11 protein-coding genes are annotated in these 8,442 nt (G+C 47.1%); all 11 read right to left on the reverse strand.

Going from position 1 to position 8,442, the window contains the following annotated elements; translation table 11 throughout:
* Positions 1-14: 14 nt before the first annotated feature.
* The gene (rplS, locus tag ACYQ2L_RS13305; RefSeq protein WP_460056598.1) at positions 15-371 is read right to left on the reverse strand and encodes a 50S ribosomal protein L19; all 357 of its coding nucleotides are present in this window, start codon (positions 369-371) and stop codon (positions 15-17) included.
* Between the two features lies 1 nt (position 372).
* Positions 373-1,062 (reverse strand): tRNA (guanosine(37)-N1)-methyltransferase TrmD, encoded by a 690-nt coding sequence (trmD, locus tag ACYQ2L_RS13310; protein WP_460056600.1) that lies wholly within the window; start codon positions 1,060-1,062, stop codon positions 373-375.
* Positions 1,059-1,565, reverse strand: coding sequence for a ribosome maturation factor RimM (rimM, locus tag ACYQ2L_RS13315; RefSeq protein ID WP_460056604.1), 507 nt, complete (start codon positions 1,563-1,565; stop codon positions 1,059-1,061). Before rimM ends, trmD begins: the two co-directional genes overlap by 4 nt.
* Positions 1,565-1,798 carry a KH domain-containing protein gene (locus ACYQ2L_RS13320; RefSeq protein ID WP_460056607.1) on the reverse strand — a complete coding sequence of 78 codons (234 nt, stop codon included), beginning with the start codon at positions 1,796-1,798 and terminating at the stop codon, positions 1,565-1,567. Before ACYQ2L_RS13320 ends, rimM begins: the two co-directional genes overlap by 1 nt.
* 61 nt (positions 1,799-1,859) lie before the next feature.
* A complete protein-coding gene (gene rpsP, locus ACYQ2L_RS13325; protein ID WP_460056609.1) occupies positions 1,860-2,114 on the reverse strand; it encodes a 30S ribosomal protein S16 in 255 nt (84 codons plus the stop codon).
* Between the two features lie 17 nt (positions 2,115-2,131).
* Positions 2,132-3,466, reverse strand: a complete 1,335-nt coding sequence (ffh, locus tag ACYQ2L_RS13330) for a signal recognition particle protein (protein ID WP_460056611.1) — start codon at positions 3,464-3,466, stop codon at positions 2,132-2,134.
* A 57-nt stretch (positions 3,467-3,523) separates the two neighbouring features.
* Entirely contained in the window at positions 3,524-3,862 is a 339-nt protein-coding gene (locus tag ACYQ2L_RS13335; protein ID WP_460056614.1) for a hypothetical protein, read from the reverse strand.
* Between the two features lie 788 nt (positions 3,863-4,650).
* Positions 4,651-5,322 carry a hypothetical protein gene (locus tag ACYQ2L_RS13340; RefSeq protein WP_460056617.1) on the reverse strand — a complete coding sequence of 224 codons (672 nt, stop codon included), beginning with the start codon at positions 5,320-5,322 and terminating at the stop codon, positions 4,651-4,653.
* Positions 5,322-5,849: a hypothetical protein gene (locus ACYQ2L_RS13345; protein WP_460056620.1), complete on the reverse strand. Its 528-nt coding sequence runs from the start codon at positions 5,847-5,849 to the stop codon at positions 5,322-5,324. The genes ACYQ2L_RS13340 and ACYQ2L_RS13345 overlap by 1 nt, the downstream gene beginning before the upstream one ends.
* 84 nt (positions 5,850-5,933) lie before the next feature.
* Complete coding sequence (locus ACYQ2L_RS13350) at positions 5,934-6,980, reverse strand: WG repeat-containing protein (RefSeq protein WP_460056623.1); 1,047 nt, start codon at positions 6,978-6,980, stop codon at positions 5,934-5,936.
* 4 nt (positions 6,981-6,984) lie between these two features.
* Positions 6,985-8,442 (reverse strand): RHS repeat-associated core domain-containing protein (locus ACYQ2L_RS13355; protein ID WP_460056626.1); only part of this gene is annotated, 1,458 nt, incomplete at its 5' end.

Genomic DNA, 8,442 nt, shown 5'->3' on the forward strand with positions numbered 1-8,442 from the left:
AGAAGCAGTAAAAACTACTGCTTCTTTTTCTTGATAAGTTCGCGAACCTTCGCTGCTTTACCAATTCGATCGCGCAGGTAGTAGAGCTTTGCCCGTCGAACACGACCGCGGCGTACTACTTCAATGCGCTGGATGCGGGGTGAGTGTGTCGGGAAGATACGCTCAACACCTACACCGTATGAAATCTTCCGTACAGTGAAAGATGCGCGTGATCCTTCGTTGGCACGCTGGATTACAATTCCTTCGTATACCTGTACACGCTCATTCTTACCTTCAACAATGTTGAAGTGAACCTTAACGGTATCGCCGATTCGGAAGTCATCACGACCTTCCTTCAGCTGGCTGCTTTCAACTGCTTTTAATGCGTCCATGCTATTCTCCTTTAGTCTGATAATACCTTTCCAACAGATCCGGTCGACGTTCCCGGGTCCTGGTTAGTCGCTGCTGGTGTCGCCAGTCAACGATTTTGGCATGGTTCCCGGAGAGTAACACATCCGGTACCGAATGTCCATTATATTCCGCCGGACGGGTGTATTGCGGGTATTCCAGCAAACCGTCTGCGAAACTTTCTTCCAGCAATGAATCGGCCGAGATTACCTCGTCGATCAGCCGGTAGACTGCATCTATCATTACCAGTGAAGCTATTTCTCCACTTGAAATTACGTAATCACCAATCGATAGTTCGTCATCGACGTACTCATCAATTATCCGCTGGTCTATACCCTCATATCTTCCACAGATGAACACGAGTTCATCCTCATCCGCAAGCTCACGTGCTATAGCCTGGGTGAATGGACGTCCCGAAGGACTGGGGTAAATTACCCGCTTGTTTCCTGCATTGACACTTTCCAGAGCCATGCTTAATGGTTCCGGTTTCAGGACCATCCCTGCACCGCCGCCGAACGGCGTGTCATCACAGCTTCGGTGTTTTCCGGTACCAAAAGGTCTGAGGTTTATCAGATCGTATCTGATCTTACCTCCGGCAACTGCCTTGGCCATAATCGAACTCTGCATAAACCCGGAAACAATCTCCGGGAACAAGGTAATAACCGAAAATTTCATTCCAGTATCCAGATATGTCTCAGCTCAATCCGGCGGGACTGAATATCAACTTCTCCAATAAACTCGTCCTGAAAGGGTACTGTACAGCGGGAACCGGATGGCATGCTGACATCCAGCATATCATGATACCCGTTGTTCCATACCGCGATTACCTCAGCAACCGGATTACCTTCATACATAAGTGAGCAGGCAACAAGATCACCGATATAATACTCACCTTCATCAAGAGGAGCCGCTGCTTCACGGGGAACAAGAATCTCCCCGCCTCGCAGTGTTCTGGCAGTCTCCGGATCCTTGATCTCTTCAACCGCCATTATGATAGCATCAGGTTTTCCCCGTACACCAGTTACGTTCAGCTCACGAATATCGCCGTTCTTCAGCCGCAGTGTCACCTTTTTCAGGCTGGAGAAATGTTCCATCTCTCCCGAAGTACTGCGAATTTTCAATTCACCGCGGACACCATGGCTTCCCGTAATAATGCCGATAGCAAGGAGCTCCTGCATCAGTCCAGAATTTCCAGAACGACACGCTTGCCGGTTTTAACCGATGCAGCACTCAGAATCGTACGCAGTGATTTGGCAATGCGCCCGTGTTTTCCGATTACCTTACCGATATCTTCCTGAGCAACACGTAATTCGAGAATGGTCGATTTTTCACCTTCAATAACCGCGACCTCGACCGCATCCGGGTTATCTACCAGCGCTTGAGCCACATAGGCTACGAGTTCTTTTTCCACGCTGCTCTCCTTTCACAGATCCGTGTTGATCTGACAGAGGGCCGCAGCCCCAGAATACGAATTACTTCAGGGTAATATTGTTGTGATTCAGGATCCGCTTTACGGTCGGTGAAGGAATTGCTCCATTCTTCAACCAGTCTTTAATGCGGTCTTCCTTGAGTTTAACCTGAGTATCTTCATCTTTATTGATCGGCTGGTAGTAACCAAGCTCTTCAATAGGGCGGCTGTCCCGAGCACTGCGGGAATCAATCGCTACAATCCGATAACAGGGGCGCTTCTTTGTACCCAATCTCTTCAGTCGAATCTTTACACTCACTTGTGCCTCCGTTTGTATTACAACCCGCCCAGCTGTTGCATCAGCTGAGCCTGGTATTTTTTATTCTTTGTGACTTTTTTCATCATCGTACGCATCTTGTCAAATTTCTTCAGCATACGGTTTACTTGATATACCGTAGTACCGCTGCCTTTGGCAATCCTCTTGCGCCGGTTTATACCAATTATCCGGTAATTTTCGCGTTCACCAGGTGTCATGGACAGGAGAATTGCCTCTTCCCACTTCATTTCGTTGGTATTGAGGTCTTCCTCACTCACCTTCCCGGCCATACCGGGAATCATTGACAGTAGTGATTCCATGCTGCCCATTTTCTTGACACGCTGAATCTGCTCGAGATAATCCTGCAGGGAGAAGTTGGCCTTGGCCATTTTTTCCTGCAGTTCCAGAGCTTCTTTTTCATCTATTGTTTCCTGGGCTTTCTCAACCAGGCTGACCACATCACCCATTCCGAGAATACGACCTGCAATCCGCTCGGGATAAAAAGGCTCAAGATCCTCGGGTTTTTCACCCATACCGATAAATTTAATCGGTGTTTTTGCAATGGTTTTCAGCGAAAGCGCCGCACCACCTCGGGTATCAGAATCGAACTTGCTGAGAATTACCCCGCTGATTCCGATCTGCTCATTGAATTCCTTCGCAATATCAACTGCGCTCTGCCCGGTCATTGCATCGGCAACCAGAAGGCTCTCAACCGGCTGCACGATCTTTTTGATAGCCTGCAGCTCTTTCATGAGCGCAGTATCCACCTGCATACGGCCTGAGGTATCTACAATTACCGTGTTGTACAGTTCTTTTTTTGCATGCTTGAAAGCAGCCTTCACCAGCGAAACCGGGTCCTTCGCCTTCATGTCCGCATAGACATCTACCCCGACGCGTTCACCCAGAACCTTCAGCTGATCAACAGCCGCTGGCCGCACCAGGTCAGCAGCAACCAACAGAACCTTCCGTCCCTCATTCTGAAGCCGGAGTGCCAGCTTGGCAGCAGTTGTTGTCTTACCCGAACCCTGCAGACCGAGCAGCAGAATCGGAGATATCGTATCCGGCCCTTTCAGCTGGAGATCCTGCCGTTCATCCCCCAGGAATTCAACCAGGCGGTCATGCACGATCTTTGTGAACATCTGACCGGGAGATACCGAACGCAGAACTGCGTCACCGGTAGCATCCTCAAGTGTACGGTTAATGAATCGGCGGACAACCCGGACATTTACATCTGCCTCGAGAAGCGCTACCTTGATCTCCTGCACTGCATCACGCACGTTCTGCTCGGTAATCTGACGGTTACCGGAAATTGAGCGGAAGAGATCGCTGAACTTTTGAGAAATTCGATCGAGCATCCACTCCTTATATAGAAATATGCCTGCTCTGTCAAGGTAAGTCAGTCTGCAGCAATGCTATAGTGGAAAAGGAATATATACAAAATATGTACCGAAAATATCGCGGTATTCGATGCATCCGGACAGCGGATCACGGCTGTACTTCATAGCCGCCTCACCATCAGCACCAGCCCAGCATTCATGCTGACTGCAATGGATTTCGGTGAAATCAGTATCTCCATCGTCCGGAGGAAAAACCTTCGCACCCATAACATAAATCGCCCCATCGTGTACCCAAAGAATCGGCACCTCTGGCGCTCGCTCCATAGTGTATTCACCGGTCCAGCTCAGCGGCACACCGGAAACTTCAGGAGCGTTCACGGTTTTTTGCCCGTACATTTTACATCCAGTAAGCATAGTACCATCCCCCTTTCATACCATGCTGAATTCTACTCCCGCTTTCTTTTAATGCGCAAATCAAATAGTCTCATATGAAGCTATTGCCCGACATACGATTTTTCCAGCGAAGGATTCCGGTCAAAGGAACAGTGCATGAAAGCTTTATCGGAACTCAAGGAAAACTCAATTCTGGCCCCGACCGTACAGGCATAATATTACTGCAACACCACAGCCGTAATCGCTACTAAGCTTTACAGCTACGCACTGACCGGAAGAATCCCCATGACAACATTCAAGCATCTACCCGCTCCGGTAAGCGGCTCCAGGCAGGATGGATGGCCTACGGATCTTTTAAGGATGCTCCGGCCACCGTCAAGCTTCGCATAATGCACATTATGCAAAGCTCTCCTTCCATCCTCCCTTCCGCTCGCCCCGCACACCGGGGCTTCCTGGGCTGGGCTACTGGATCGACAGAACAGTAGCCGACAACGACAGTTCCGCTTTGCCATGAATCCAGTCATCCACATTTCCACGGTCAAGCCAGCCCCTATAGGTCGGCGCAGGCGGTGGTAATGTGGGTGGCTGCTTGCTATTCCGGCATCGCCATTGCCATGCCGGCCCGCTGGTGAACAGAAAATACATTATTTAGTGAGGAGGGCGATCAGCCCCGAAGAACTGACAGCCGCCAGGGAGGGCGGCTGCGGATAATGCATTTTCTGTTTAGTCTCGCAGGCAGGAAGCCGGAGGGGCGACCAGGGGAGCTGGGCCTATGGGAACTTTGACATTTATCTTATAGCAGATCAATTCTATTGAGATTCTGGCGACTCTGCGTTGAGCCACCACTGTTCATCACTTTTCCCAGGGCTTCGTGAATATATGGGATCAGTATAAACAAAACCGATTGGACGTTGTTGCAAAAGTTCACTTCGAGTTGCAGTTTCATACCTCTTCGCAAAGAGTTTCTCCTCCTGGTTTAAAGAGTTATAAACCTCATTCGCATAGTCTGTATTATGTTCATTCAAAAGCACTAACAGATAATACTCGATCATTCTATCTGCTGATGTTTTTTGCTTGTTTGGAATATTCTTGAATCTGCCTGCAGCGTCTTGAAAGTAGACAGTGCCTCCGTGACCTCTCAATTCTTCAACCAGACCAAGTGCGATTATGATCTCTAAATCTTCAGGAAAGAGATCCCTACCTTTTACCAGAATTCTCGCAGCATTCTCGTAGTCTCCCGTAATCGAAAACAACAGCACCTTAGTTTTTAAAAATTTAATTCCCTCGTCTTTCTCAAAATAATCATCAGTAATCCTCTGCTCTATGTCAACCAGGGCATTCCTATCGCCATTAGATAATGCGTTACTTACGTTCTCAATCAGCTCTTCATATGTAGGATTGCCATCGCCTGGGCAACCCACAAAAAGAAATATAAAGATTGTTAGAGAAACATGTGCTATGAGTTTTACTCTAAACAGCATTAATCTTCCTCCTTAAAAATGGGTAGTTCAAATGTCGTACCGGCCGTATGTCTTCCTTCTGAAACCCGAAGAATATATCCAGTCTTCATGGTTGCCTGAAAATCAATTGGGGTTTCCTCGGGTGGCAACAGGAACTGAGCAGTCCCTATCATAGTACTATTAGGATCTGTAATATGAGCCTCCGAAGGTTGAGATAGGGGAACTGTTAACATTGACTGCCCATTACTAGTTATTTCTATTACTCCGAAAAATTCCACTTCCCCAGCGCTGCTTGCGCCAGGTGCGGAACCTAATACGGTTGCAGAAGCAGTGAAGTTTCCGTCTTGATTTCCACTGATTGAAACATATCCACTCGTACGGAATCCACCTAATACACCGACTCCCTCTACTGGAGCATAGTGCTGCTGATACTCATAAAAAGAGGTCACGCCTTGATTATAGTTGTTAAATTTTTCTGGATTCTCCGGAGTGCCCCCATTACCCGGCGGCCTTGCAGCCTCCAACCCCAACGGATCGACAAAGTTCACCGGATCATTGCCTACATAAGCATACCAATTTGTGCCGTCCGTTATTTCTCCAGTAATTATTAACCCTTAATCCAACTATTCCCGTTAATTTTGAGCCAGGATATCTTCTGACCAGTAGATATTTCCTTCTCTATCAATAATCCCTGAGCGGTCTCCGATTTGAAACCAGTTAAACCTGCCTGAAAAGAATAAACCTACTTTGTCAAATTGCGGCTCGATGACGATGTTGCCTCTTGTGTCCATGAAACCATACTTAACACTGCCTTGTTCCAGAATGCCGAATGAAGCCAGGCCTTCATTGAATCCTTGTGCAGTTGCAATATTTAGATCATCCGTGACCCAGTTTCCATTTTTATCAATAATTCTCCAATCATGCTTATCACGATCTGTCATTACCATGGCAACACCATCAGAAAAAGGTGTATGAAACTCAATATGTTCGGTAAATACGAACTCACCGGATTTATTTATATATCCGATGGTGTCTTCAATTCTTGCAAATGCCAGACCCTCACTGAAAATTCCAACTTCCCAAAATTTTTTGGGAATTGCTAATTCTCCCTGAGTGTTAATAAAGCCATAATCATGTTGAATATTACGTACTATAGCCAGCCCATCAGAAAATCCTCCTGCTCCAGAAAAACGTGCATCGGGGAATGCATCATTTCCTTCTGAGTCTAAGAAGAAAGAAGACTTTTCTCTTGGTAAGCTTTCATCAATGACTGCGATATAGCCATCAAACAGTCCACTACTTCTGATGTTGAAGTTATCGGTGTTAGGTATTAAATCGCCGTTAACAGAAATGAGTTTGTTTGCACCGGATTCCAAACTAGTTAATTTAATATGATGTTCTGAGACATGATCAGGATAATAATCTTCTATCTGATATAGAATACTACCCTTGGAATCTAGCACATCCCAATATGAATGCGTATTCCTCTTTAACGCAACGGTATGTCCACATGAACTGAAGCTAAACATCCGGTGATATTCCGGTAATCGTATAAGATTTAAATTTGAATCAATGACACCCCATAAACCTTCATGTAAAAAAGGATATGCTTCATCCTGTGCTGAAAGATTACAGGCTAATATAAGCAACAATAATGCCCCTATGCAGAATTTTTTCATACTATTAATCCTCTTTTTTTTGAGGGTAAATAGGTACATAACTAAATGTTTGATACGTAAATTCACCCTCTATATCTTGAATGGAGGTTCGCGAAAATTCACTTGATTTTCCTCGATTAGGATCGTCTGGAAGTCCACCTCTGGATTGGTGAAATAACGTAACTGTCCCTCCATCTGCTACATTAACCAACCCCATATGAGGGACATGTTCTCTTGAGTCTTCCATTAATACTATATTCAAGCCACTTGACGGGCTTGTTTGCAGTTGATCTGTCAGATTAGCCCTCTGTCCGGCAACTTTTGTTTTATCGGCGGGAGTCCAGCCAGTAGGCAGAGTATAGCCAATATCATTGATAACTGATTCGGTCCATGAATGGCAGTCATTGGATTTTCCTGTTGTTTTAATTGTTTCATATGGTTCCCCAAGACGATTCTCTCTAATGTATTTTAACGGATCCGGTACTGGATTCTCCGGCGTCGCCCCATTACCCGGCGGCCGTACTGCCTCCAGCCCCAAAGGATCGACAAAGTTCACCGGATCATTGCCTACATAAGCATACCAGTTTGCCCCATCACGTATCGGATCCACCGTAGTAAACCGGGCTTGCATTGGTGCGTAATCCCGGAAGCCATAATCGTACATTCCGGTTATGGGGTCGTAGGGTTTTCCTGTGTAACCAAAGAATTCAGGAGAATGGGTTCCAATAGAAGTCCCAAAGGCGTCGTAGCTGTATTCACGGGCAGCCATACCGAATCCTGTCATGCTTGATTCTCTCACCACCGATCCCAGGCGGTCATGGCTATAGACAATATCGCCTCCGGTTCCTGTATGACTGCCCGGCCAGCTGCTGGAGTTTGTACTGACCCTACTTGCTACACGGCCGCGGGCATGAATTACTCGGTGACTGCCGCTCAGAGAGGCTGAACGATGACCAGCGCCGGTTCCTATATTGTCTCCTGCACCAGCATCTGTAGCTCCCGGGCTATCGCCGAACAGTGTCCCCCCATCATGTTCTGAACCAGGAGCAGGACGGTAGCGCGTTCCTCCCGGGGCGGAGGGGGCTTTCTGAAAATCATTTTCTGTGCTTACTGAACTGAACTGCAGACGTGCAAACGAGAACCCCATACCTTCATACTCATAGAACTCATACCGGGTTTCGGGAAGCGCATTGCGGGTATTGCGGGCCGACAAGGACACCCGTCTGCCAAGTCCGTCATAACGATAGTTCTGGATTATTTCCGGATATTCGCTTCCGTTCTTGCTCAGTCGCAGATCGACACACTGATACTCTGCAACCCGGTTGTCCGGGGTGTAGCTGTAGCTTATGAGCTCCTTGTCGGTATATTCCTTCAGCAGATTGCCGTTCACATCATAATCGTAGTGCCGCTGTCCTGCCTGTGTCAAACGATTGGCAGTATTATATGTGTAAATAATGTTTCCGAATGGATTTTCTACTGTAGC

Source organism: Spirochaeta dissipatitropha (genome assembly GCF_054657935.1).